Consider the following 23741-nt stretch of genomic DNA (forward strand, 5'->3'; position numbering starts at 1 on the left):
GACCAAAACCCTTCAGTCTCGCGATGCGGCCCGGGAGCTCCCGAACCCTCCATGGCATAGGCCCAAAACCCCGGCCGGCCGGCGAGGCGTGCGCCTCATACCTTGCGGACGACCCGCGTCGAGGCCAACGCCGCGCCGGCCCCGCTTCATCTCCCAAGGAGGACGAGGGGATGGCTCTTTGACAAACTCCGAAGCCCATGGGCTGTCGGATGCATCTGCATGCCCTACAACATCGCGGCTGTGGCCATCCGGTAGCCAAGGGCTGGGTCCAGTTCCCGCAGGGATGACGTCGAGTATGTGTCAGGCGGATCGGCCTGCCACTCGAAAAAGGCGCTTCGGCTCGCGCGCTTGGCGTACCTATGTAGTGCATGCTAGACACCCCGCCTTGCCGGCATCCCGCCGGTGCAATTCCATTCTGGAGATGAAAATGATCAAGGTGACGTTCCCCGACGGTGCAGTACGCGACTATGCGCGTGGCACCACCGGGACCACCGTGGTCGAGTCCATCTCCCCAAGCCTCGCCAAGAAAACCGTCGCGATGAAGTGGAACGGCGTCCTCTCGGACCTCTCCGATCCGCTGAACGAAGACGGCCGCATCGAGTTCGTGATGCGTGACAGTGCCGACGGGCTCGGGCTTATCCGGCATGACTCCGCGCACGTCCTTGCCGAGGCGGTTCAGGAGCTCTGGCCCGATACGCAGGCGACGATCGGCCCGGTGATCGAGAACGGCTTCTACTACGACTTCAAGCGCGACGTCCCGTTCAGCGAGGACGACTTCCCGGTCATCGAGAAGAAGATCGCCGAGATCATCGCGCGCGGCGCGGCGTTCACCAAGGAAGTCTGGAGCCGCGACGAAGCCAAGCGCGTCTTTGCCTCGAAGGGCGAGAACTTCAAGGTCGAGCTGATCGATGCAATCCCGGCGGATCAGTCGATCAAGATCTACAAGCAGGGCCAGTGGTTCGACCTCTGCCGCGGCCCGCACATGCGCTCGACCAAGGACATCGGCTCGGCGTTCAAGCTGACCAAGGTGGCCGGCGCCTACTGGCGCGGCGACAGCAACAATCCGGTGCTGAGCCGCATCTACGGCACGGCCTTCGCCAGCCAGAAGGAACTCGACGAGTATCTCCACATGCTGGAGGAGGCCGAGAAGCGCGACCATCGCAAGATCGGCCGCGACCTCGACCTGTTCCACCTGCAGGAAGAGGCGCCGGGCTCGGTGTTCTGGCACGCCAAGGGGTTCGTGCTCTACAACCAGATGGAAGAGTACATCCGCCGGCGGGTGAACGCGAACGGCTACAACGAGGTGAAGACCCCGCAGCTGATGAGCTCGAAGTTCTGGGAGGCCTCGGGCCACTGGGGCAAGTACCGCGAGAACATGTTCGTGGTGCCCGACGAGGTGCCCGGCACCGAGGAAGAAGGTCCGGTCCTCTCGGGCAAGGCAGAGCTCATGGCGCTGAAGCCGATGAACTGCCCGGCCCATATCCAGATCTTCAACCAGGGCATCAAGAGCTACCGCGACCTGCCGATCCGGATGGCGGAATTCGGTTGCTGCCATCGCAACGAGGCGCACGGCGCGCTGCACGGCTTGTTGCGTGTCCGGCAGATGACGCAGGACGACGCCCATATCTTCTGCACCGAAGTGCAGATCCAGGAGGAGACCGAGCGTTTCGTGCACCTCTTGTACTCGGTCTACGAGCACATGGGCTTCGAGAATGTGGTCATCAAGCTCGCCACGCGGCCGGAAAAGTTCGGCGGCACCATCGAACGCTGGAACGCGGCCGAGAAGGCGCTGGGCGATGCGCTGCGCGCCACCGGCTACGACTTCGTCATCGCCGAGGGGGAGGGCGCCTTCTACGCGCCCAAGCTCGAGTTCCACCTGAAGGATGCCATCGGGCGCTCCTGGCAGGTGGGAACGCTGCAGCTCGACTACGTGCTGCCGGAGCGGCTCAACGCCACCTATGTGGCGGAAGACGGTTCGCGGAAATACGCGGTTATGCTGCACCGCGCCATCCTCGGCTCGCTCGAGCGCTTCATCGGCATGATGATCGAGCACTATGCGGGCAAGATGCCCATGTGGCTGGCGCCGGTGCAGGTGGTGGTCGCGACCATCGTCTCGGAGGCGGATGGCTACGCGCAAAAGCTGGTCGACCAGCTCAAGGCCGGCGGCATCCGTGCGGAGCTCGATACTCGCAACGAGAAGATCAACTACAAGGTGCGCGAGCACTCGGTGCAGAAGGTGCCGCTGATGTTCGTGGTCGGCAAGCGCGAGGCCGAGGAGGGGACGGTGTCCGTCCGTCGCCTTGGCACCGAGGGCCAGAGGGTCATTCCGGCGACCGACGCGATCGTCGATCTCATGGCCGAAGCAGTGCCGCCGGACCTCAAGAAAGCGGCTTGAGGCGCAATGAGTGCGAATGGGGCCGCATCGAGCGGCCCCATTCAGCTGTACCCGCTACTTCTCGGGATAGCAGTTGTCGGCAACGAGAAGCACTTCGCCCGGCTTGAGGGCGGCGAGCGCCTCGACATAGTACTCGCAGTCCGAGTCGTCCTCCACCAGCGAGTTCTTGTTGTCGATCTGCTCGCAATAGCCGCCGGGGCGCTTGTACCCCTCCGGCGCGTCGGGGCCGCACAGGGGGTTAGTCGACGAATCCGCGAATACCGGAGTGGCGACGGGGAAAGCCGCGGCCGAAGCGAGGAACAGGGTAACGGCAAGAATCTTCTTCAAGGTTCTCTCCTGAGTAGTTTTCGCCAGGAAACTGGCAGGGAAGGCGGACACTTCTCCGCCGGGAATGGAGGAAGGCTATCCGCAACGGCTTGAACCGAACCCGAACCCCACATTCAAAACCGGTTCATAGTCATCATACGACTTATGAATGACGGAGCCGCGCAGGGCGCCGCGATCCTCAAAAGCGAAAGAGGCGGCCCAGGGCCGCCTCTTTCGCTCGCGTTCGGTCAAGGAAGGGGAAACGCAAAAAGGCGGCCAGGGGCCGCCTTGCGAATACGTCTCAGCCGACTGATCAGGCGGCGGCAATCTGGATGGTGATCCGAACGCTGTCGCGGGTGGGGAGGGCGGGAGCCGTGCGGCAGAGGAGCCGTGCGGGCCCGTCGCCGACGTTGCGATAGGCGAACCAGGCCTTGGCAGGGATACGCACGAACGATCCCGCGCCGACGAACGCGGCCGCGCCGTTGATCATCACCTCGAGCGTGCCTTCCTTCAGCACCAGGACGGTCTCCGCCAGCTCGTGCTGATGCGGACCGATCTGCACCTGCGGCAGCAGCACGTGCGACTGCGCTTGATACCGGAATCCGGCGCCTGAGGGGTTGGCGACATGGACGACGCGGTCCCCGGCGATGAAGAATGCATGCCTCGACACGACGAGTCTCCTGCGGAAACCTATGCCCGAAACCTGCTGCCACCCATAGAAGGGCCGAGCTGAACGGTACTTGAATGACTTGGAGAAAGAAAGAGCGGCCCGAAGGCCGCTCTGTTGCAAAGGTCAGCTTGCCACTGCAGGTCCGTAGTAGCAGTTCTCGGCGACCTGCACTTCTTTCCCCACCGCCTTCAGATTGAAGGAAATCACCATTTGGGTGCAGCCTTCATCCTTGTCTTCGACCAGCGAGCCATTGGAGCCAACCTGCTCGCAAAAGCCCCCGGGGCGCTTGTAGGCTTCCGGGGCGTCAGGGCCGCAATAGGGCTGGATGCTCGTATCGACGGCGAAGGACGGGGTGGCGACCGGGAAGGCAACGAGCGAGCTCGCAACGAGTGCGAGCGCAATAATTTTCTGCATAATATTCTCCTATTAGACGACCATTCCGCCAAAATGGCGGATCGTGAGGCGGATGTTGTTGTCCGCCGTCGATGGCCGGTCTGATAAGAGGGGCCGCTTGAACCGATCCCGAACTCGCCGTTCAGAAGCGGTTCAGCGAATCGAAGGGTCTCGGAACTGTACGCCGAGTTCTTTGACGGAGCGCCAGACGACGATACAGCCTTGTGGGCGAACCTTGTCGACGACGAGGTCGAAGGTCCGCGGAATGCGGGTGACAGAGGAGACTTCGAGCTTGGCGCCGGTCTCCGACAGGTTGCGGATGATGCAGCGCATGCGAGTGCGACCGCCATCGAACACGATGGTGGCCTCGATCATGGTGTTGCGGCGCGGCGACAGGCGCTTTTCGAGTCGAATGTCCACGGTCAGTTCCCCCAGAACGCATACGGACAATGCCGTGGTGATATTGGGGAACCACTTACAGAATGGATAAAGTTGCGTAATTGTCTGCCTATTGCAATCCGGCGAGGCGCAATCCCTGCAGGTAGCGCGCCAGCAGCGACGGATACATGAAGCGCAGGCCATCGCCGATCGAGGCGATACTGACGTCGGGATGCGCGCGCTGGAACTGCTCCAAGTCAGCGCGGGCTGCGGCGAGGTCGCCGTGATGCGCCCGGTAAACGGCGAGGTCGCGGTACGGCCAGGTCAGGCCCGGCCGCTCCGACATGGCGCGCTGCGCCCAGGCAATTGCCTGCTGCGGCCGCCCGGCGGCGAAATTGGCGAGCCCCATGCCGAGGTGCACGTTGAAGGCGAACGGATCCATCGGCGACAGCCGGGCCGAGCGCTCGAAAGCGATGAGGCCCTCTTCGGGGTTGCCGAGATAGACGTGGCCCCAGCCGCGGCGCATCCAGGCCCAGGAATGGTTGGGATCGAGTTCGAGCGCTCGGTCGGCAAAGGCGGCCGCCTGCGCCACGTCGCCGCCCAGCATCATCATAGCGGAGGCGAGGGCAGTCAGCGCCGTGGGGTCGTCCGCCACATGCATCGAGGCGGTCTCGATCAGGCCAGCGGCGGCCCGTCGTTCGGCCGCGAAATCCGTCGTCCAGTTATAGGCGACCTGCTGGCCATGGGCCCAGGCGGCGAGCGCGGCGGCCAGCCCATAGTGCGGTTCGAGCGCGAGGGCGCGCTCGAGCAGCGCGATGGCCTCGGCGTTGTCCTCGGGGCTGTGTGACCACAAATGGGGCAGGGAGCGCATGACGAGATCGTAGGCGGCGAGCGTGTCTGGCCGCTTCTTCCTTGCCCGCTCCACCTCGGCGCGGCGGATGGAGGGCTGGATGGCGCTAGCCACTTCCGCCGCCATGCGGTCCTGCAAATCGAAGAGATCTGCCACAGCGCCATCGATCTTGTTCGACCAGATGTGGCTGCCGGCATCCGATTCGACGAGCTGGGCGGTGATGCGCACCCGTTCGCCCACGCGCCGGACCGAGCCTTCGACGACGTAGCGGACGCCCAGCTCGCGGCCGATCTGGCGGATGTCGACGCCGGCGCGGCCCTTGTAGGTGAAGGCTGAATTCCGGGCGATGACGAAGAAATCCTTCACCCGGCTGAGGGTTGCGGTGATTTCCTCCACCACGGCGTCCGCGAAATAGCTCTGGTCGGCCTCGCCGGAGAGGTTGTCGAAGGGCAGCACAACCACCGAAGGACGGTTGCTCGGCGGCGCAGGTGGCGGCGAGTCGGCCTGTTGCGGGCGCGCGATGCCGGCCGGGTGCCAGGTGTAAATGCGGACGGTCTTGGTGATGTTCTTGAGCTCGGTCGGCCCCATGTCGACGAAAGGCAGGTCGATGGTGCCGTCGAGATACTGGTACATCCATTTGGTGATGCAGATACCGCCGGCCGGCGAGTGGCTCTGCACGCGGACCGCAAGGTTGATGCCGCTGCCATAAAGGTCGTTGCCGGCCACCAGCACGTCGGCGAGCACGATGCCGGCGCGGACCTGGAACAGATCGCCCCCTGGAGCGTGGATCTTCCTTTCGTGGATCTGGCGCTGCAGGTCGGCAGTCCATTGCACCGCGGCGACGACGCTGTTGAACTCGGCGAGGAGACCGTCGCCCATGGTCTTGAAGACCTTGCCGCCGGCCGCCCCGATGGTCTGCGCAATCAGCCGATCGTAGACCCGCTGCACGAGGCGCAGGGTCTGACGTTCATTGCGCTCGACGAGGCGGGAATACCCAACCACGTCCAGCGAGACGATCGGGACCAATCTTCGATCTGGCTGAGCCATTACATGTGCTTCTGCTGCAAGCTCCCGCTCTATAGCACTGTGAAATGTGAGCGAGATAGCGGCGTGCACAAGAGGCGAAACAATTTGCGAAGAGCAGGCCAGGGAGCAGGCTGGCAAGCGCTCAGACGGCCGGCTGGCAGGCTGCGGCGCGGTCGAGCAGCAGGATGCGCTCGCGCTCGTTGCGGGTGAGGCTGGCGGCGCGTTCGAACTCGTCGCGTGCCTCGCCCAGACGCCCCAGTTTGACGAGAAAATCGCCGCGAACGCTGGGAAGCAGGTGGTAGTTCCTGAGCGCCGGATCATCGGCCACGGCGTCGAGGATAGCGAGACCGTTCGCGGGCCCGAAGGCCATGGTGTGCGCGACCGCGCGATTGAGTTCGACCACCGGGCTAGGGACGACGATGGCGAGCGTATCGTACAGCATCGCGATCCGGTCCCAGTCGGTCTGATCGGGGCGACGGGCGCGGGCGTGGCAGGCGGCAATTGCGGCCTGCAGCGCGTAGGGGCCGTTGCCTCCGAGGGCCTCCGCACGTTCGAGGGCTGCGAGGCCGCGGCGGATGAGTATCTGGTCCCAATGGGCCCGGTTCTGATCGAGCAGCAGAACCGGTTCGCCGCCCGGTCCGACGCGGGCGCGAAGCCGCGAGGCCTGGATTTCCATCAGCGCGACGAGGCCCTGGACCTCCGGCTCTTCCGGCGCGAGGCCGGCAAGGATGCGTCCCAGCCGCATTGCCTCCTCGCAGAGCTGCGGGCGTGTCCAGTCGTCTCCGGCAGTCGCCGAGTAGCCTTCGTTGAAGATCAGGTAGAGAACTTCGAGCACCGAGCCAAGCCGCTGCGCGCGCTCGGCGCCGCGGGGCACCTCGAAGGGTAGACCGGCCTCGGCTAGGCTCTTCTTGGCGCGCACGATGCGCTGCGCGATGGTCGGCTCAGCGGCGAGGAAGGCGCGGGCGATCTCCTCGGTGGTCAGGCCACCGAGGAGCCGCAGCGTCAGGGCGACCCGGGCCTCGGGAGAGAGAACCGGGTGGCAGGAGGTGAAGATCAGCTTCAGGAGGTCATCGCCGACATCGTCGTCGAGCGGCGAATCGAAATCGGGAGCAGTCGATTCCTCCTCGCGCAGGTCGCGGCCGAGCTCATCGAGCTTGCGCGCGGCCATCTTGTTACGCCGGAAGTAGTCGATGGCGCGGCGTTTGGCGGTCTGCATCAGCCAGGCGCCCGGATTGCGGGGCACGCCGCCCTCCGGCCAGTGGTTGAGGGCGACGATCAGGGCATCCTGGGCCAGTTCCTCGGCCAGCCCGACGTCGCGGACGATACGGGTCAAGCCGGCGATCAGCCTCGCCTGCTCGATGCGGAATACCGCCTCGATGGCGCGATGTGTCTGCTGGTCCGTCATGGCGGCGGATCAGACCAAATCCGACCCGCCGCGGCAAGATGCTCATCCGGGTGTGCCGAGTGCGCGGCGCGCCGCGTCGTTGCTGGCCATGGTCTCGGTATAGGCCTCGCCGAAATCTTCCTCGGTGTAGAGCTGCCGGATCTCGATCTCGACGTTGCCTTGTCCGTCTAGCTTCGGCCATTGCTTGACCCAGTCGATCGCGGCCTCGCGCGATGGGACCTCGATCAGGGTGTACCCGGCGATCAGTTCCTTGGCCTCGGCAAACGGCCCGTCGACCACGGTCGGCTTGCCGTTGTTGAACTTCACCTTGGCGCCCCGGGAGGATGGCCAAAGGCCCGAGCCGGCCACCACGATGCCGGCCTTTGCCGCCTCTTCGTGGAAGCGCGTCATGTCGGCAATCAGCTCAGGTCCGGGCATGACCCCGGCCTCGGTTTCGGTGTCCGCCTTGCGGATGATCATGAAACGCATGTCGTATCTCCTCGCGTTCGGTCAGTTGGTGATCGGCTTCTGGTTGGCGTCGCGCCAGGCCTGCTCCTTGGCGACGGCATCCTCGGGGACGACGTCGGCGAAGTCGGCGGCCTCGAAGACGCGGCGCAGTTCGATGGTTTCGCCGTTCTCGAACGGGATGCGCTTCACCCACTCGAGCGCCTCATCCTGTGATTTGGCGCTAATGATCCAGAAGCCGGCAACGAGTTCCTTGGCTTCCGCAAAGGGCCCGTCCTTGACGACGAGCTTGCCGCCCTCGGACGTGATCCGCGCTCCCTTGCTGGAAGGATGCAGGCCCTCGGCGGCGAGTAGGACGCCGGCGTTGATCAGGTCTTCGTTGAACTTTCCCATGGCCTCGAACATTTCCGGGGCCGGCAATACGCCCGCTTCGCTGTCGGCAGTGGCCTTTACTATGATCATGAAGCGCATTTCGGTCTCCTCTGTGCCGCGGGTGTTGCGCCCCGGGTGGGCGCATTTTCATCCTGCTTCAATGACACGACGACCGGCCGATCGGGAAATCGACACGGCCTATGCAAATTCGTGCGGAATATTGGAGAGGGTGCCGAGGCGGTCAGTAGACCGTGGTAAGGACCTCGATTTCCTTGGCGGCTCCAGCCTGGACCTGGAACTCGCGGTTGTAGACCTGCTCGCCGCGCTTGGCGAAAACCAGGTAGTCGCCTTCACTGAGGACGGTAGAGGGGAAGGCGCCGATATTGGAGAATACGGTCTGGCCGTCGGCGGTCTTCACCGTCCAGTCGATATCGGCGATGGCTTCGCCGCCCGGCTCGCTGACCAGCTTGAACGAGACCTGCGCCGCCTTGTGGTAGAGCGTGGCATCGGTCAGCTGGCCCGGCTCGACCCGGAGGTCGGCGCGCACCACGGCGTTCACGTCGCCGAAATACGAGATGATGTGGTAGGTGCCGGCGTTGAGCGTGACGATGTCGTTGGGACTGAGGTTCTGCGCCACCAGTGTGCGGTCCGCCTCGGTGCTGCCGGCGGTGTAGATGTCGAAGCGCAGCAGGTTGATGGGGATCGCGATATCCCCGGTCACTGCCGCATTGAGGCGCATGGCGCCAGCGTCCAGCACCATCGACTTGGTGTTGTCACCCTCGGCTACGGTCAGCGTGTCGGTGGTTTGCGCCCGGCCGTACGCGACATGAACGACGTAGTTGCCCGGCGGGAGCTTGAGGTGGGCGGTGGCGTCATCGGACTTCTGCGCCAGCACCAGGTCGCCGGCGGCGTTGGCGCGGGTCTCGAAGACGCGCCAGGTAACGCCGTCGGGCAGGGTGGTGCCATCGTCGGTGATCTTGGCCATCAGTGTGACGGGCTGGGGCGTGGTGTTGACGGCGGCGACTGTTTCGGTGGCCTTGAGCGCCGCAGTGGCTGCCAGGGCGGTCTTGAGATCCACGCCGGCGCCCGCCGCATCGGGGGCGGCGGGCGTCTGTGGCAGCTGCTCGACGCCCTGCGGCATGCGATCGGCGCGGCGCGGCAGAGGGACTGGCGCGTCCTGGGCGATGGCCAGCATCGGCGCGAGCATGGCCGCGATCCCGAGAATGCCGATCCAGTGCCTGAGCTTCACCCGAAATGACCCCGCAACCCGGCGCCGGCACGAAGGCGCGTCGCTTCAAAATGTCCCGCGTGACTACGCTTGGATTGGGGAAAAGCTGTGTCATAAGGACCGGAGGCTCGCAAGGACCAGACCATGCCCATCAACGCTGCATTGCGCGACTATCTGAAAACCCGCCGCTCGGTCGGCATCGGTTTCCTCAAGGACCCGGGTCCGACTCCCGAGGAACTGCAGGAAATCCTCACCATCGGCACCCGCGTGCCCGACCACGGCAAGTTCGTGCCGTGGCGACTGATCCTCATCGAGGGCGACGATCGCCTCCGCGCGGGCGAGAAGCTGGCCGCGATCGCCAAGCGCAAGCGTCCGGATCTCGATGAAGCTGGGATGGAGATCGAACGGCGGCAGTTCCTGCCGGCGCCGCTGACCATCGGCGTGCTGCTGTCGCCCAAGCCGAATCCGAAGTCACCGGAGATCGAGCAGCTGCTGTCGGCCGGCAATGTCTGCTTCAACCTCTCGCATGCGGCCTTCGCCTTGGGCTTTGCCGCCAGTTGGACCAACCGGTGGTACGGGTTCGACGTCGATGCCCAGACCATGCTCGGGGCGCGGGGTGGCGAGCGCTTCGTCGGCTTTGTCCATATCGGCACGCCAACGGCGGTGATCGAGGATCGCGATCGGCCAAACCTCGACGACGTGGTCAGCAGGTGGCGGAGCTAACCATTCATTAACCAATTGCGGGCGATTGGTTAACCGAACGTTAGCAACGGACCCTTCGAGTCGATGGGCGTGAAGCCGATATCGGTGCCGCAGCCGCTCGCCTATGCCTTCGACACGGCAGGGGCCAAAAGCGACGTCGATTTCGACTACCTGCTGCAGACGGCCATCCGCGAAAGCAGCCTGAACCCCGAAGCCAAGGCGCCAACTTCGAGCGCCACGGGGCTGTTCCAGTTCCTCGACAGCACCTGGCTGCAGGTGATGAAGGAGGAGGGACCCCGGCTCGGCTACGGGCAATATGCCGATGCGATCAAGGTCGACTCCGACGGCGATTACTTCATCGCAGACAAGGCGCTCCGCAAGGAAGTTCTGAAACTGCGCGAGGACCCTCAGATCGCCAGCGACATGGCGGCGGCGTTCACGCGCAGCAATGGCGCCTACCTGTTCGAAAAGTTCGGCCGGATGCCAAGCCCCGGCGAGCTCTACATTGCGCATTTCCTCGGGGCCCAGGGGGCTGCGAAGCTGTTCGACGCCGGCCTCAAGGACCCGGACCAGATCGCGGCCGATCTGTTTCCCAGGCAGGCGAAGGCAAACCGGGCGATCTTTTACGAAAACGGGCACGCTCGGACGATTCGCGAGGTTTATCGGGCTCTGGTCGGCAAGCATGAGGTGGCGGCCGACCCGCGGTTCACGGCCCAACAACTGGCGGCTGATCCAGTCGCCGGCAAGTGGGATGCGACGCCAATTCCTTCGCGATTCTCGCCGGACGACATGTCGTTCACCTCGCTGTTCTCGAACGAGGGCCAAGTCCAGAGCCGGACGTTGATGAGTCCGGTCTCGGAGGCGCAGGGCACTGCGCTGTTCACCCGGCTTTACGGGCAGGACAAGCCGCTGCCGTAGCCCGGAAATCATGGTGAACCGTTCCTTAAGCCTTCACGGATAGCGTCAATTCCGGCGCCCTCCGGAGAGCTTGATGGTTGCGTACCAGGATTTCGTCACGCTGAGCCAATCGCGCGACAGTGAGGAACGAGGGCAGGCGGCCCATCTCGCCGCCATGGCCTATCTCAACCATTTCGGGCCCGCCGATGAGCATGCGGCGCTCTATGCGGCGCTGATCGGCTTCCTCGACGACCCGTCAGTACGGGTGCGCGGAGCGCTGGCGTACGGGCTGCTGCATGCCGTCGAGGCGCCGCGTCCGATCCTGTTGGCGCTGCTGCAGGATAGCCCGGTGATTGCCCGCGCCGTGGTGCAATACTCCCCGGCGCTGGTCGATGCCGACCTGATGGCGCTGATCCGCGGTGCGGACGAGGCCATGCTGATGGCCGCCGCGACACGCGAGCGGCTGAGCCAGCGGGTCGCTCAAGCGCTGGTGGCCAAGGGTGGGCGGCCGCTGCTGGCGAAATTGCTCGACCGGCCTGACGTACCGTTCTCGCCTCAGATGCTGCGCCAGGTGGCTGACCGTGACGGAGCGGTCGACCCGGAACTGCGCGGACTGCTGCTCGCCCGCGACGACCTTCCTGCCGACGCCCGGCTGGTACTGGTTCAGGCCGTGGCGGTGGCCCTGCGCGGCACCCGGATGATCAGCGGAGCGGTTGCCCCGCATCGGCTGGATCGGCTGCTGCGCGATGCTACCGACACCGCGCTCACCGCGATCGGAGAACAGGAAGCGGCCGCTGGCCGCGTTCCCTACGCCACGGAACTGGTCGAATCGGAGCGCCTGTCGACGCGCGTGATGCTGCATGCGATCGTCCAGGGCCACGTGCTGTTCTTCGCCGATTGCGTAGGGCAACTTGCCGAGACGTCGCGGGAGAAGGTCTACACGCTGCTCGAGCACGGCAGCCGGGCGGCGCTCAACGCGCTGTTCGCGCGCTGCGGGCTCAGCGAGCCGGTGCGTAACATGCTGGCGCGGTTGATCTCCCATGCCCGTGCCGCCGATCTTGCTGATGATCTCGCGGCCCGGCATTTCGTGGTCACGGCGCTGACCGAGGAACTGATCGTCGAGCATGACGGGGTGATCCCGCCCGAGCTCGAGGAAGCCTTCGCCTATCTCAGCGAGCAGAACGTCATCCTGGCGCGGCGGGCGGCACGCGGGGTGATGTGGGCCTTCGCCGGCATGACAGAGGCCGAAATGGCCCTGCCGCAAATCGCAGAGGACGAACGGTTGGCGCTACCGGCGGCCTAGTAGCGGAACTGCTCGCTCAGGACGCGCTCATCGAGCCCGGTCCCGGGGTCGAACAGCAGCGTAACTTTCCGGTGGCGGTTCTCGCGCACCGTGACCTCGAGGACGCGCTGGAACTCGATATTGTCAGCCACGGCGCTCACCGGGCGCTTTTCCGCCTCCCGGGTGCGGAAGGTGACGACGGCACGGTTGTTGAGGATGGCGCCGCGCCAGCGTCGCGGACGGAACGGCGAGATCGGCGTCAGGGCCAGGAGCGGCGCGTCGATGGGCAGGATCGGGCCGTGGGCCGAGAGATTGTAGGCGGTGGAGCCGGCCGGCGTCGAAACGAGAACGCCGTCGCAGATCAGCTCCTCCAGCCGAGGCTTGCCGTCCACGAGGATTTCCACCTTCACCGCCTGATAGGTCATGCGGAACAGCGACACTTCGTTCAGCGCCAGCGCGGTGTGCTCAGAGCCATCGTCGAGGCGGACGTGCATCTCGAGCGGATAGATGTCGGTGGGCTTGGCGGCGGCCAGGCGCGCCGGCAGGTCATCGGACGAGAAGTCGTTCATCAGGAAGCCGACAGAGCCGAAGTTCATGCCGTAGACCGGCACGCCCTTGCCCATCTTGCGGTGCAGGGTCTGCAGCATCAGGCCGTCGCCGCCGAGAGCCACCACGATAGTTGCCTGATCGAAGCCGCCGTCGCCATAACGCTCGCGCAGCTGGTCGGCGGCGTGGTCGGCCTCCGGCGTGCCGCTCGATACGAAGCTCACCCCTTCGATGCGTTCAGTCACGGCCGGCCCCTCGCTGCTGAGCCCGCTGCCTGCAGCCGGACTGCGCTTCGTTGAATCGCATTCCTGCTCCAGTGGTTGGCTTGTCGCGGGATCGTACCGGAAAAGTCTGCAACTTTTCCTGATCCCGCTCCTAGCATGGCGAGGCGACGCGGGGAAGAACGGGTTGATCCAGCCCTTCGTCTCAACTACATGAGCGGCAACGGATTTGAGGACACCAATGCGCGCCGAAATCACCAAGGTTATCGCCGAAATCGAGCAGGTCGTAAGCCTGCTGAGGAGGCATCTTTGACTGGGATACAGCCCAGGCACGACTAGACGACCTGAACGCCCGCACCGAGCACCCCGACTTCTGGGCCGACCCCGAGAAGGCGCGGCCAATCATGCAAAAGCGTGACGAGCTAGATGTGCAGGTGAAGGCGGTAAAGGCCTTCGAGGCATCGATCCGCGACAACACCGAACTCATCGAGATGGGTGAGGCGGAGGGCGACGCGAGCGTCGTCAAGGAGGCCGAGCAGGCGCTGCAAGAGACGCTGAAGGAAGCCCGTTCGGCGCAGGTCGAAACGCTGCTTTCGGGCGAGGCCGACGTCAACGACGCCTATCTCGAGATCCACTCCGGCGCCGGCGGCACCGAGAGCCAGGACTGGGCCAGCATCCTGTTGCGCATGTACACGCGCTGGGCGGAGCGGCGGAAGTTCAAGGTCGAGACGATGGAAATCCATGACGGCGAAGAAGCGGGGATCAAGTCGGCGACGATCAAGGTCACCGGCCACAACGCCTATGGCTGGCTGAAGACCGAGAGCGGCGTGCATCGCCTCGTCCGCATTTCGCCCTATGACAGCGCGGCGCGGCGGCACACCAGCTTCTCGAGCGCGTGGGTCTATCCGGTCGTGGATGACACCATCAACATCGAGATCAACGAGAGCGACCTGAAGGTCGACACCTATCGCTCGTCGGGCGCCGGTGGCCAGCACGTCAACACGACCGACTCGGCGATCCGCATCACGCACATCCCCTCGGGGATCATCGTCGCCTGCCAGCAGGAGCGCAGCCAGCACAAGAACCGTGCGACGGCGATGGCCATGCTGAAGGCGCGACTCTACGAGGCCGAACTGCAGAAGCGCGAAGAGGCGGCGAACGCCGAATCGGCGGCCAAGACCGATGTCGGCTGGGGCCACCAAATCCGCAGCTATGTGCTGCAGCCGTACCAGATGGTGAAGGATTTGAGGACCGGCCACGAGACCTCGAATACCTCGGCGGTACTCGATGGCGACCTTGACGACTTCATGGAAGCCTCGCTGGCAGCACGGGTGACCGGCTACGCCGACAAGGTCGCTGACGTCGAGTAGGAAGAAGGTTGGCCGGCGACTCGCGTCACCGGCCAAACTCCTGCGTCAGAAAAGGTCCCGAATTTGGGATGCTGGCGCCCAGGGCCACCTTGGCGCGTAACACCATACCGCTATCGCTTGGGCATCGTCCCCGCATGATGCGTTTGCATCATATCGTTCCACCCTAAGGAACGCCTTGTCACCATGTTCCAAGCGGTGCAGGCTTTGTCCCGGGAAAAGACGGAGACTCAGGGGTGGACTACGACGACCTCGTCGACAGGATCTACGAGGCGGGGGCAATCCCCGACTTGTGGCCGGACGTGCTGGAAGAACTTGGCAAGGTAGGCAAGGTCAGCGGCGGGCTGCTCTTTGCCGTGCGGGGGGATACGGCGCATTGGACGGCGTCGCCGGGCCTCTACGACATGTCGAAGGGTTACTTCGAGGGGGGCTACACCGGGCATGACGATCGCACGGCGCGGCTCCTGGCCTATGACCATCCGGGTTTTGTCACCGACCTCGACGTGTTCACGCGCGAGGAGTGGGAGGCCGATCCGATCCGCCGCGAGTATTTCGTGCCGCGGGGCTTCGGGTGGGGCGTTGCCACGGGCATCAAGGTGCCGACAGGGGACCTGCTGATCTTCCATGGCGAGCGTCGGCTCGAGGACGGCCCGGTCGAGCGGGACGCGGTGGCGCGGCTCGACATGCTCCGGCCGCATCTGGCGCGCGCCGCGCTGATGTCGGCGCGCATCGCCTTCGAGCGGACGCAAGGGGCAATGGGGGCGCTGGAGATGGTGGGCATCCCCGCCGCGGTGCTGGGGCCGCGCGGCGTTGCCATTGCGACCAACGGGCTGCTGGAGGCCCTGAATCCGGGCGTGGTGCTGTCGCGGCCGTCCCGACTAGCACTTTCGAATGCCAGGGCCGACCAGTTGCTGGCGCTGGCACTGGAGGCCGCGGAGGGCGGTTTCAACCAGGCGCAGGTGCGGTCGATTCCGATTCCTGTCGCCGACGGGCACGAAGCGCTGGTGGCGCATGTCCATCCCATCCGAGCGTCAGCCCGCGAGGTGTTCAGGGGGGCCGTCGCGGTATTGCTGATGACGCCGGTGAGCTTGCGCGAGTTGCCCGCATCCGATGTGATTCAGGGGCTGTTCGACCTGACGCCGGCGGAGGCGAAGATTGCCCGGTCGCTGGGCAGCGGCATGACCATCGGCCAGATTGCCACGACGACGGGGGCAAGCACCGCTACAGTTCGCAATCAGGTGCAGGCAGTGTTCGGCAAGACCGGAATGCATCGCCAGGCCGACCTCGTGGGCCTGCTGCAGGGGCTGTCGCCGATCGTCAGCGAGGCGTCCCCACCGTCGCAATTGCCGCCGCGTAAGTAATGCCGCCGCCGAAGGCGACGAGACCGAGCCGGTCGCCCGGCCTGGTGGTCGGCAGCGCATCCATCAGCGCCAGCGGAATGGTTGACGAGCTGGTGTTGCCGAGGTTGCGGATGATCGAATGGGCCGGCCGGCCCGAACGTCGGGCAATCGCGTCTATGATTCGCTGATTGGCCTGGTGCGGCACCATCAGGTCGATGTCGTCCATGGTGATGCCTTCGGCCGCGCAGGCCGACGTCAGGGTCGCGGTCATGGCGCGGACGGCATCGGCGAAGACCTCGCGGCCGTTCATCTTGATATAGCCCTCGCCGGCCCGCGGCACGCTCAGCAGGTCACCCGATTCGGGAGCGCCCGCTATGGTCGGCTGGGCAAAGGTGAAGAGCGGCCCCTGGTCGTGCTCGAGCCCCTGCACAAGTGAGGCGGTGGCGGCGTCGCCAAACAGCACCGCTGTGTTGAAGTCGTTCTGGTCGAGCAGCGGCGACAGCACTTCGGAGGTGACCACGAGCACCCGGGCAGCCGGGTTGTTCGTCACGTAGTCGCGCGCCTGGGCGAGCGCGTAGAGATAGCCCGAGCAGGCGGCGTTAATGTCATAGGCGGGCAGGCTCGTGCGCCCGGCGGTGCTGACGGCATCGGCGACGCGGCAGGCGAGCGAAGGCGTGATGACGTCCGGTGTACCGGTCGCTGCGATCACCAGGTCGATGTCGCCGATCTCGAGCTGCCGTTCATCGAGAAGCTTCTGCGTCGCCGAAACCGCCAGCGAGAATACGGTTTCGCCGGGCTGCACCCAGCGGCGGCTCTCGATGCCGGTGAGCTTGACGATGTCGTCGACGTCGCGCGTCTGCCAGTTGCCCTTGAGATCGGCGTTGAAGACCTTGCGTGCGCCGGTGACGCCGGCGAGGCCGGCCACGCCCACGGGGATGCTGGCGCGTCCGACTACCGCCGGCGCCGCCTGCGGGACGCTGCGGCGCTTGAGAATGGCCTTGTCGATGCGCTCGGTGGTCACCGTGGTCTGCTGCCGCGCGGCATTGGCGTCGGCCTCGACGAACATCAGCGGGGCGCCGACGAGAACCTTCTGCCGAAGCTCAACCGGCACCGACAGGACTTTGCCCGATACAGTCGCCTGCACGTCCACGGCCGCCTTGGTGGCTTCGACGACCGCGACGAGGTCGCCGGTCTTGATGATGTCGCCGGGCTTCACCAGCAGCTCGACGATCTCGACTTCGTCGTCGGCCGGGCCGGAGCCAATCGCCGCAATCGTGGCGGGGCCGGTATCGGCCTTGGGCGCCTCCCACTCGAGGTCGAACGCGAGCAGCGCGGCTGCCGCCTCCATGATCCGGCGGTAGGACGGCAGGGTGTCGATCTGCCGCTCGAACTGGAACGGAACGTGGATATCGTCTCGCGTCACGCGTTTGGCGGTGACCGGGATGCCGGCATGTTCCATCACCGTTGCCATGACTTCGGCGCCGAAGCCGGCGGTGTGGTTGTCCTCGTGGACGACAAGCAGGCGCTTGGTGCGTCGGACCGAGCGGAGCACTGCGTCCTCGTCCCAGGGCGAGATTGAGCGCAGGTCGATGACATCGAGTTCGGCGCCGGCGCCGGAAAGGGTTTCGGCGGCTTGCATCGACTGGGTTAGGGGGTTGCCCCAGGTAACAAGCGTCAGGTCGTTGCCCTGCCGCACGGCGCGAGACCGGCCGGGGGCAACGAAGTGCTTGGCGGTGTCGTCCGAGGTGCGCCGATCCGAGAGGTTCAGGCCGCTCTTGGGATAGAGGAAGACGGTCGGGCGCTTGCTCTCAAAGGCGGCGTTGAGCAGCCCGGCGGCGTCGCCGGCGCTCGAGGGCATGACCACGTCGATGCCAGGAACGTGGGCGAGGATCGATTCCAGCGTCTGCGCATGGAACGGGCCCAGGCCGGCCTTGTAGCCACCACAGCTCACCATCAGGACCACCGGCGCCTGCCATGTGCCATTGGTGCGCCAGTACATCGAGCCCAGTTCGGAAATGATCTGGTTGAAGCCGAGCGGCAGGAAATCGGCGAACTGGATGAAGGCGACCGGACGCTGGCCGGTCAGCGCGCGACCGATCGAGGTGCCGACAATCGTCGATTCCGACAGCGGCGCATTACGGACGCGACCGGGGAAGGCGGTCGAGAGGCCCTTGGTGACGCCGAAGACGTCGCCCTTGGGGTCCTCGATGTCCTGGCCGAGCAGGTGGACATCGCGGTTGGTCGCGAGCTGGTCGCGAAGCACGCGATTGAGCGCCTCGCGCATGGTGAGGCTCGCCGCCTTGCCGTCGCCGCGATACTCGCGGGTATGGGCGAACTCAGCCGGGTAGGGCGCCTTGGCCTTTCCGGCGGTCTCAGGGACGGGCTCGCCGCGGGATTCCGCCACGGCAGCAGCAACCTCGGCGATCAGGCTGGTCTCGAGCTGGGTGAGCGCGGCATCGCCCATTTGCGATTCGCGCAGTGACTGCCGGATCGCCTCCAGCGGGTCGCGACTCTTGCCGGACTTGAGATCATCGGCGGTGCGATAGAGTCCCTGGTCGTCGGCATTGGTGTGGTCCGACAGACGCTCCAGTTCCATGAGCAACAGGGCGGGGCCGCGCGTCGCGCGGGTATGCGTCACCGCGTCCTCGAAGGCGGAGCGGGTGGCCGCGAGATCGACGCCGTCAACCCGGCGGATCGGCAGGCCGAAGAAGCTGTCGGCCGGGCCGGTCGGCAGGTCGAAGAATGTCCGGCCGGGAGTCTTGGTGGAAATCGCCCAGTTGTTGTTCTGGATGACAAAGACGATAGGCGCCGCGGTGCGAACGGCCTCGGCGACCGCTTCGAGGAATTCGCCCTGCTGCGTAGTACCGTCGCCCACGCAACAGATGACCACCGGCGCGTCCGGATGGAACTTCACTGCCTGGGCATTGCCGACAGCGTGCAGCGCGTTGTTGCCCACCGGACCGACCATCGAGGCGACGTTCAGCTCGCGCGCCGAATAATGCGCGCTCATCTGCCGTCCGGCCGAATGCGACAGGCCGGTGGCAAGCAGGCTGCGGAAGAATTCGACCAATGGTAACCCGCGCGCCAGTAGCAATGCCTTGTCGCGATAGTGCAGGTGCAGCCAGTCCTGCTGGCCCAAATAGTCGGCGATCAGGGCAGTAGACTCGTGCCCGGCGCCGGAGACGTGAAAATGCGCAAGGCCCTGCTTGACCAGGTCTTGTTCCACGCGGTCGATCTCGCGGGCAAGAAACATAGCCCGGTGCAGCCGCAGCATCGTTGGAATATCTGAGGTCATCAGCATTGCGCAGAGACCGTAGACTGGCCGAATGCGAAAAACCAGAGCAACTGTGCGGCCTTGGCTCAATGCATGGCTGATTTGCGCCTGTCGTTGCGCAGATGCACCCGACTATGCGCCAAGGAAACGCGAAAGCCGCTTGCCGACGGCCAGATACTTGCCTGGGTCGACCGCAACATCCTTGCGACGCACCTCGAAGTGGAGATGCGGACCGGTCGAGCGGCCGGTGGAGCCGACCTTGGCTATGGGTGTGCCGGTATTGACGACCTGCCCTTCGGTGACGAGGAAGGCGCTCAGATGGCCGTATCGGGTGACCAGCCCTGTGCCATGAGTGATTTCGACGACATTGCCGTAGCCGGCCTTGTCGCCCACGAAGGTCACCTTGCCGTAGCCGGCACTGAGCACCGTCGTGCCCTTGGGGGCGGGAAAGTCGATGCCTGCGTGGAAGGCGCGGCCGCCGGTAAACGGATCCTTGCGATTGCCGAAGGTGGAACTGATGCGGGTGAGGGTCCCCATCGGCTTGTGGATCGGGGCCAGATCGATTGCGCTGCGGGCCGCCTTGAAGCGCGCCAGCGCCAGGTAGACGTCGTTGGCATCGTCCACGATGCCGCTCGACTCCCCTGTGTCGATGGCTGGCAGGTACGGGCCCCCGACGGGATTCTCGAGACCATCGGGCATGGTGGGCCGGATGCCGAGTCCGCTCAGCTCGCCGAGGATGGTGTCGGTCGATTCGGTCGCCGTCTCTGAGAGCGCGGCGAGCGCCAGGCGGCTATCGTCCATCATCCTCGTCATTGAAGCGGTGACCTCGGCGAGATCGCCGCCCGCGGCAGATGCAACAGGGGCGATCCTAACGATCGGCACCGGGGCTTCCTCGTCGTCGAGGGCGGGCAGGGCGGCGGTTTCGATCCCGAGTTCGGCGGCCTTCTCGGCCAGCTGCTTCACCAGTTGGTGCTGTTCGAGAAGCACCTCCTGCTGCTGGGTCACCTCCTGCAGTTGCAGGTTGATATCGCCGGTCTGGGCGAACTGGCGTGAATGAAGCCGATCGACTTCGACACGCAGCTGCGCGATGCGATCCTCGTAGGCGGCGACGACGACTTCGTTCTGTCCGCTGAGCAGCGCCGAGATATCGGGCGCCATCAGGAAAGCGACGAGGGTCAGGACATTGGAGGCAAAAAGAACGGTGAAGCTCAGGTAGAACATCCACGGGCGAATGCCGCCCGTGTGTCGCGGTGCCTTTTTGGGGGGTGCGCCGAACACCTTGGAGACCGGCCGAACGCCACTCGATTTCCCACGCACCGCCGCAACTCCGGGACGCCACTCTACTGCCCGGATCATGCTCCGTTAAGGTTAATAAACGCGAAAAGGCCCGCCATGTGCGGGGCCTCAGGCGCGCTGGCGCCTGGCTGCTGCGGGCGCGGAGCCGGCGCGTTCGACCAGAGCGCGCGTTGCGGCGAGCACTTTCTCGGCGTGGCCCTTGATGCGGGCGGCGTGGAACGCTTCGGCCACCTTGCCGTCAGGCCCAACCAGCACGGTGACCCGTTTCACCCCCATGAACTCGACGCCGAACATCTTCTTGAGCTGCCAGATTCCATAGGGCTCGATCGCCTTGTGGTCCGGGTCGGAGGCGAGGATGACGCCAAGATTGTACTTGTCGCGGAACGAGCAATGCTTTTCGACGCTGTCTGGGGAAATGCCCACCACGATGGCACCCAACCTCTTGAATTCGGGCATCTGGTCGGTGAATTCGATGTTCTCGAGCGTGCAGCCCTCGGTGTCGTCCTGGGGGTAGAAATACAGTACGACAGGATGGCCGCGGTGCTCCGAAAGGCGGAACTTCACGTAGCTGTCGGTGATGAGCTCGAAATCAGGCGCGGGACTGCCGGGGGTGATAAGGGTCATCGGGTCCGATCATGAATGGCAGAAAGCGGCGGAATCAGGGGGTGTTAGCGCCATATTCCAGCCGGTATCATCAGGCACTCAACCGCCGCTCGGTTTGATTCTAGAATAGGGTGGCAAAGCGAGCGGCCTCAAGCGGAAAACAGTGAAACCTACTCCAGCCCCTGGCTCCCAGCTCCGCAAGCGCTCGGCATGGCGCATCCCGGGTAGGATCGCAACGGCGGCAGTCGCCGCACCGGTGATTCTGCTCGCTGTACTCTACGCCATTCTGCTCATTACCCCGATTCCGCTGCCATTCGTCAGTGCGCAGGTGCGCAACCTGGTCATCGGCTCGATGCCGGCCGGCAGCCAGCTGGAACTGGGCGACATGGCGCTGGCGCTCGAAGGCTTCGTGTGGCCGGTGATCCAGTTCAAGCCGGTGACATTCACCGACCAGAAGACCGGCGGCACGGTCAGCATGGACGCGCTGGAGGTCGGCTTCTCCCCGATCCGGGCGCTGGTCGGGCAGCCGGGCGCCACAATCACCATCGTCGGCCCGCACCTGCAGGTGAACCAGGATCTGTTCGGGCCAAGACTGGCGAAGTTCGAGTACGTCGACGAGCCGGGCGGCAACCGCACCGTTCGGGTGATGGAGGGGCAGGACGCGTTCCCGGAAGTAAATCTCTCTTCCGGCGGTGTCGACGTGAAGGGCAAGCTCCCGGAAGCGAGCCTGGGCATACGCTCGGACAATGACTGGCTGGTGTATAACCTTGAGGCGGCGGCGAGCGGCATCGCCGGCATCGTGCAGCAGGCCAAGCTCGGCAACTTCTCGCGGCTGGTCGTGCGCGGGGGTGCGCTCGACATGAACGACGCGCTTTATGGCGTGCTGCGTCATTTCACCGACATCACCATCGACATAGCACCCAGCGCCGATGCGAAGAGCGCGTCGGGGCGGTTTTCGGCCGGCATCGGCGGCTCCGTCATGAACGGCATCCTCGAATGGGTCGAGTCGGACGACGGCGGGGCGCGGATGAAGGCCTCGATCACCAATCTCGATCCGGGCGCCTTCGCGCCGTTCGTCGGTGAGCAGGAGACGGCAGTCGCGATCGTCGGGACCGCCTCGGTCTCGATCGACGTGGGCTTCACCGACAAGGACAAGATCACCGACGGGCTGTTCCATGTCGACCTGACCGGCATGGATGTCCGCGTCAACGGGCAATATTTTCCGATCGCCACCTCGATTGCGGAGGTGGTGTGGGACCCGGCCATCGGCCAGTTCACCATGAGCGAGATGCAGATAAGCGTCGCCGGTAGCACGGGTTATGTCAGCGGGGTGTTCAAGCTGGGCCTCGATCCTCTCTATGGCCCGATCGTCGGGATGAAGGTCGCGGCGCGCGACGTGTCGATCGCCAACGAACTGGGAGCGCCGGCGGAGCCGTTCAACGAAGTGAACTTCCAGGGCTGGTCGGCCCCGCTCTATGGCGCGACAGGTATCGATCAGTTCGAAGCAAAGAAGGCCGACGGCAGCCAGCTGGTATCGACCGGCCGCATCGACATGGTGCGGCGAGGCACCGGCTTCGACATGACCATCGCCGGCGATGGTCTATCGGCGGACGACATCAAGCGAGTCTGGCCGGCCTTCCTTGCCAGCGAGTCGCGGGACTGGTTCGTCAAGAACGTCGTCGGCGGTCACATCAAGGCGTCGTCGATGCGGTATTCGTTCCCGGTCGGCACGCTGGGAGAGCCTGGCCAGAACAAGCCGCTGCCCAAGAACTCGATGTCGATCGACATCACCGGGGTCGGGGTGAAGATAAAGGCGCTGGACACCATGGCGCCGATCACGCTCGACGGCGAGACCAAGCTGACCATGCGCGACAGCGACGTGACCATCTCAGCCGGCGGCGCGACACTACCGACGCCGAGCGGGAATGTCGAGATCGCAAACGCGGCCTTCGTCATCAGCTCCGACAACCCGGCGGAAGCGATCTACGAGATTTCCGGTGACCTGTCGGGCGGCATTCCGGCGCTCATCGCATGGGCGAAAGAGAACCAGCCGGACGCGCTGAAGCAGGCTGCCGTGCCGTTCGATCTCGGCGCACTGGGGGGAAAGCTGTCGCTGTCGCTGGTCGCCACGATCGTGATGGACAAGGCGAGCAACCAGACCAAGAGCCTCGATTATGCGATAAACGGGGTGGTGCAGGACTTCGGCTCCACGGCGCAGCTGGAGGGGCACAGCATCAACAACGGGCAGCTGTCGTTTGTCGCGTCGCAGGCCGGATACCGGCTGACGGGGCAGGCCGAGGTGGACGGCCTGCCTGCTGACGTGGCGATCGACGGCAAGCTCGAGAAGGACGCCCCGCCGCCCAACATGCTTCTGAGCGCGACCCTCGATGCGTCGGACTTCAAGAAGATGGGGTTCGACGCCTCCCAGTTCCTCAAGGGGCCGATAACCTTCGTCGCCAAGCCCATGTCGGACGGCAGCATCCAGATGGCAGTCAACCTCGACAAGGCGGCGTTGACCATCAAGGACCTGGGCATCACCAAGGCTGCAGGCGTACCGGGCAAGGCACAGGCACAGATCAAGCAGACCGGCGACGTGTTCGATGTCAGCATGATCGACATCGGCTTCGCCGATGTGAAGCTGGAGGGGAGCCTCGGGTTCGACGTCAAAAAGGGCCTGCAATCGGCCGAGTTCACTTCGTTTGCGCTCAGCGCCGGCGATCAAGCGCAGGTGTCGCTCACCCCGATC

20 protein-coding genes are annotated in these 23741 nt (G+C 65.0%); 7 read left to right on the forward strand and 13 right to left on the reverse strand.

Annotated elements, in window-relative coordinates; translation table 11 throughout:
* Positions 1 to 427 precede the first annotated feature (427 nt).
* Complete coding sequence (gene thrS, locus JWQ89_RS14920; RefSeq protein ID WP_299642261.1) at positions 428 to 2395, forward strand: threonine--tRNA ligase; 1968 nt, start codon at positions 428 to 430, stop codon at positions 2393 to 2395.
* 54 nt (positions 2396 to 2449) lie between these two features.
* Here the strand turns inward: thrS and JWQ89_RS14925 are convergent, their stop codons facing one another.
* From JWQ89_RS14925 to JWQ89_RS14965, 9 genes are all read right to left on the reverse strand, one after another.
* Complete coding sequence (locus JWQ89_RS14925) at positions 2450 to 2722, reverse strand: hypothetical protein (protein WP_299642263.1); 273 nt, start codon at positions 2720 to 2722, stop codon at positions 2450 to 2452.
* A gap of 292 nt (positions 2723 to 3014) precedes the next feature.
* Positions 3015 to 3371, reverse strand: a complete 357-nt coding sequence (locus tag JWQ89_RS14930) for a cupin domain-containing protein (protein WP_299642264.1) — start codon at positions 3369 to 3371, stop codon at positions 3015 to 3017.
* A gap of 123 nt (positions 3372 to 3494) precedes the next feature.
* Entirely contained in the window at positions 3495 to 3785 is a 291-nt protein-coding gene (locus JWQ89_RS14935) for a hypothetical protein (RefSeq protein ID WP_299642265.1), read from the reverse strand.
* Positions 3786 to 3917: 132 nt separating this feature from the next.
* A complete protein-coding gene (locus tag JWQ89_RS14940; RefSeq protein ID WP_299642266.1) occupies positions 3918 to 4184 on the reverse strand; it encodes a PilZ domain-containing protein in 267 nt (88 codons plus the stop codon).
* An 88-nt stretch (positions 4185 to 4272) separates the two neighbouring features.
* The gene (locus JWQ89_RS14945; RefSeq protein WP_299642268.1) at positions 4273 to 6018 is read right to left on the reverse strand and encodes an adenylate/guanylate cyclase domain-containing protein; all 1746 of its coding nucleotides are present in this window, start codon (positions 6016 to 6018) and stop codon (positions 4273 to 4275) included.
* Between the two features lie 142 nt (positions 6019 to 6160).
* Positions 6161 to 7423 (reverse strand): RNA polymerase sigma factor, encoded by a 1263-nt coding sequence (locus tag JWQ89_RS14950; protein WP_299642269.1) that lies wholly within the window; start codon positions 7421 to 7423, stop codon positions 6161 to 6163.
* A gap of 42 nt (positions 7424 to 7465) precedes the next feature.
* Positions 7466 to 7891, reverse strand: a complete 426-nt coding sequence (locus JWQ89_RS14955; RefSeq protein WP_299642271.1) for a YciI family protein — start codon at positions 7889 to 7891, stop codon at positions 7466 to 7468.
* A 21-nt stretch (positions 7892 to 7912) separates the two neighbouring features.
* Positions 7913 to 8338: a YciI family protein gene (locus JWQ89_RS14960; RefSeq protein ID WP_299642273.1), complete on the reverse strand. Its 426-nt coding sequence runs from the start codon at positions 8336 to 8338 to the stop codon at positions 7913 to 7915.
* Positions 8339 to 8480: 142 nt separating this feature from the next.
* Positions 8481 to 9488 (reverse strand): hypothetical protein, encoded by a 1008-nt coding sequence (locus JWQ89_RS14965; RefSeq protein WP_299642275.1) that lies wholly within the window; start codon positions 9486 to 9488, stop codon positions 8481 to 8483.
* 123 nt (positions 9489 to 9611) lie between these two features.
* Between JWQ89_RS14965 and JWQ89_RS14970 the strand changes: the two genes are divergently transcribed.
* The 3 genes from JWQ89_RS14970 (at position 9612) to JWQ89_RS14980 (ending at position 12369) form a co-directional block, all read left to right on the forward strand.
* A complete protein-coding gene (locus JWQ89_RS14970) occupies positions 9612 to 10190 on the forward strand; it encodes a nitroreductase (RefSeq protein WP_299642277.1) in 579 nt (192 codons plus the stop codon).
* 69 nt (positions 10191 to 10259) lie between these two features.
* Positions 10260 to 11087 (forward strand): transglycosylase SLT domain-containing protein, encoded by an 828-nt coding sequence (locus JWQ89_RS14975; RefSeq protein ID WP_299642279.1) that lies wholly within the window; start codon positions 10260 to 10262, stop codon positions 11085 to 11087.
* Positions 11088 to 11160: 73 nt separating this feature from the next.
* Positions 11161 to 12369 carry a DUF2336 domain-containing protein gene (locus JWQ89_RS14980; RefSeq protein ID WP_299642280.1) on the forward strand — a complete coding sequence of 403 codons (1209 nt, stop codon included), beginning with the start codon at positions 11161 to 11163 and terminating at the stop codon, positions 12367 to 12369.
* Here JWQ89_RS14980 and JWQ89_RS14985 read toward each other — a convergent pair.
* Positions 12366 to 13139, reverse strand: a complete 774-nt coding sequence (locus JWQ89_RS14985; RefSeq protein ID WP_299642282.1) for an NAD kinase — start codon at positions 13137 to 13139, stop codon at positions 12366 to 12368. The genes JWQ89_RS14980 and JWQ89_RS14985 overlap by 4 nt on opposite strands.
* Before the next feature lie 217 nt (positions 13140 to 13356).
* Here JWQ89_RS14985 and prfB point away from each other — a divergent pair.
* A protein-coding gene (gene prfB / locus JWQ89_RS14990) for a peptide chain release factor 2 (RefSeq protein WP_299642283.1) occupies positions 13357 to 14485 on the forward strand; the annotation gives its coding sequence in 2 pieces (ribosomal slippage) (positions 13357 to 13425 and positions 13427 to 14485; 1128 coding nt in all).
* 233 nt (positions 14486 to 14718) lie between these two features.
* Positions 14719 to 15843, forward strand: coding sequence for a helix-turn-helix transcriptional regulator (locus tag JWQ89_RS14995; protein ID WP_299642285.1), 1125 nt, complete (start codon positions 14719 to 14721; stop codon positions 15841 to 15843).
* Here JWQ89_RS14995 and JWQ89_RS15000 read toward each other — a convergent pair.
* From JWQ89_RS15000 to JWQ89_RS15010, 3 genes are all read right to left on the reverse strand, one after another.
* Positions 15800 to 19123, reverse strand: a complete 3324-nt coding sequence (locus tag JWQ89_RS15000) for a beta-ketoacyl-ACP synthase 3 (RefSeq protein ID WP_299642286.1) — start codon at positions 19121 to 19123, stop codon at positions 15800 to 15802. The two genes, JWQ89_RS14995 and JWQ89_RS15000, sit on opposite strands and share 44 nt — an antisense overlap.
* A gap of 105 nt (positions 19124 to 19228) precedes the next feature.
* The gene (locus JWQ89_RS15005) at positions 19229 to 20413 is read right to left on the reverse strand and encodes a M23 family metallopeptidase (RefSeq protein ID WP_299642288.1); all 1185 of its coding nucleotides are present in this window, start codon (positions 20411 to 20413) and stop codon (positions 19229 to 19231) included.
* An 87-nt stretch (positions 20414 to 20500) separates the two neighbouring features.
* Positions 20501 to 21016, reverse strand: a complete 516-nt coding sequence (locus JWQ89_RS15010; RefSeq protein ID WP_299642289.1) for a peroxiredoxin — start codon at positions 21014 to 21016, stop codon at positions 20501 to 20503.
* A 235-nt stretch (positions 21017 to 21251) separates the two neighbouring features.
* Here JWQ89_RS15010 and JWQ89_RS15015 point away from each other — a divergent pair.
* Positions 21252 to 23741, forward strand: a 2490-nt coding sequence (locus tag JWQ89_RS15015; protein ID WP_299642290.1) for a hypothetical protein, incomplete at its 3' end; no start/stop codon positions are given.

Source organism: Devosia sp. (assembly GCF_028290645.1).
In the GTDB taxonomy this organism is placed as follows: Bacteria; Pseudomonadota; Alphaproteobacteria; order Rhizobiales; family Devosiaceae; genus Devosia_A.

Excerpts from the sequence above, each read along its gene's own strand:
- JWQ89_RS15000 (WP_299642286.1), bottom strand. The coding sequence starts at position 19,123 with ATGCTGATGACCTCAGATATTCCAACGATGCTGCGGCTGCACCGGGCT.
- JWQ89_RS14970 (WP_299642277.1), top strand. The coding sequence starts at position 9,612 with ATGCCCATCAACGCTGCATTGCGCGACTATCTGAAAACCCGCCGCTCG.
- JWQ89_RS15010 (WP_299642289.1), bottom strand. The coding sequence starts at position 21,016 with ATGACCCTTATCACCCCCGGCAGTCCCGCGCCTGATTTCGAGCTCATC.
- JWQ89_RS14980 (WP_299642280.1), top strand. The coding sequence starts at position 11,161 with ATGGTTGCGTACCAGGATTTCGTCACGCTGAGCCAATCGCGCGACAGT.
- JWQ89_RS14955 (WP_299642271.1), bottom strand. The coding sequence starts at position 7,891 with ATGCGTTTCATGATCATCCGCAAGGCGGACACCGAAACCGAGGCCGGG.
- JWQ89_RS14960 (WP_299642273.1), bottom strand. The coding sequence starts at position 8,338 with ATGCGCTTCATGATCATAGTAAAGGCCACTGCCGACAGCGAAGCGGGC.
- thrS (WP_299642261.1), top strand. The coding sequence starts at position 428 with ATGATCAAGGTGACGTTCCCCGACGGTGCAGTACGCGACTATGCGCGT.
- JWQ89_RS14950 (WP_299642269.1), bottom strand. The coding sequence starts at position 7,423 with ATGACGGACCAGCAGACACATCGCGCCATCGAGGCGGTATTCCGCATC.
- JWQ89_RS14935 (WP_299642265.1), bottom strand. The coding sequence starts at position 3,785 with ATGCAGAAAATTATTGCGCTCGCACTCGTTGCGAGCTCGCTCGTTGCC.